Annotated in this window: 9 tRNA genes; all 9 read right to left on the bottom strand. The window is 51.5% G+C overall.

Going from position 1 to position 852, the window contains the following annotated elements:
- Window positions 1-2 precede the first annotated feature (2 nt).
- A tRNA-Ala gene (locus tag KGI01_RS13715) sits at window positions 3-75 on the bottom strand.
- Between the two features lie 22 nt (window positions 76-97).
- A tRNA-Pro gene (locus tag KGI01_RS13710) sits at window positions 98-174 on the bottom strand.
- A 4-nt stretch (window positions 175-178) separates the two neighbouring features.
- A tRNA-Arg gene (locus KGI01_RS13705) sits at window positions 179-255 on the bottom strand.
- A gap of 26 nt (window positions 256-281) precedes the next feature.
- A tRNA-Leu gene (locus tag KGI01_RS13700) sits at window positions 282-370 on the bottom strand.
- A 5-nt stretch (window positions 371-375) separates the two neighbouring features.
- A tRNA-Gly gene (locus KGI01_RS13695) sits at window positions 376-450 on the bottom strand.
- Window positions 451-499: 49 nt separating this feature from the next.
- Window positions 500-584, bottom strand: a tRNA-Leu gene (locus tag KGI01_RS13690).
- 16 nt (window positions 585-600) lie between these two features.
- Window positions 601-676 (bottom strand) — tRNA-Lys (locus KGI01_RS13685).
- Between the two features lie 4 nt (window positions 677-680).
- Window positions 681-756 (bottom strand) — tRNA-Thr (locus KGI01_RS13680).
- Window positions 757-765: 9 nt separating this feature from the next.
- Window positions 766-841, bottom strand: a tRNA-Val gene (locus tag KGI01_RS13675).
- Between the last annotated feature and the right edge of the window lie 11 nt (window positions 842-852).

The following is an 852-nucleotide window of genomic DNA, read 5'->3' as shown; positions in this document are numbered from 1 at the left end:
GGTGGAGCCTAGCGGGATCGAACCGCTGACCTCCTGCGTGCAAGGCAGGCGCTCTCCCAGCTGAGCTAAGGCCCCAATATAATGGGTATGTTGTTAATGGTCGGAATGACAGGATTCGAACCTGCGACCCCTTGGTCCCAAACCAAGTGCTCTACCAAGCTGAGCTACATTCCGGAAATGGTGCGCCCGGCAGAAGTCGAATCCACAACCTTCTGATCCGTAGTCAGACGCTCTATCCAATTGAGCTACGGGCGCAAAAATAATATACGGTTTTTAAAAAATGGTGCCGAGGGCCGGAATCGAACCGGCACGGTGATCACTCACCGCAGGATTTTAAGTCCTGTGCGTCTGCCAGTTCCGCCACCCCGGCATATTTGGAGCGGAAGACGAGGTTCGAACTCGCGACCCCCACCTTGGCAAGGTGGTGTTCTACCACTGAACTACTTCCGCAATATGCTTAGATATTTTTATCTGACAGTTATGAAATTATAAGAAACTATGGTGCGGGTGAAGGGAGTCGAACCCCCACGCCTTGCGGCGCTAGATCCTAAGTCTAGTGCGTCTGCCAATTCCGCCACACCCGCATAGTAAATATTAAAGTGGTGAGTCATGCAGGATTCGAACCTGCGACCCTCTGATTAAAAGTCAGATGCTCTACCAACTGAGCTAATGACTCAAAATGGTGCCGGCGAAAGGAGTCGAACCCTCGACCTACTGATTACAAGTCAGTTGCTCTACCAACTGAGCTACACCGGCATATTTTGATGGTGGAGGATGACGGGATCGAACCGCCGACCCCCTGCTTGTAAGGCAGGTGCTCTCCCAGCTGAGCTAATCCTCCATTATATAAAA

It is taken from the genome of Kurthia gibsonii, assembly GCF_006539985.1.
Taxonomy (GTDB): domain Bacteria; phylum Bacillota; class Bacilli; order Bacillales_A; family Planococcaceae; genus Kurthia; species Kurthia gibsonii.
Note: the sequence above shows the minus strand (reverse complement) of the source record. Positions and strands in the feature narration are given on the sequence as shown.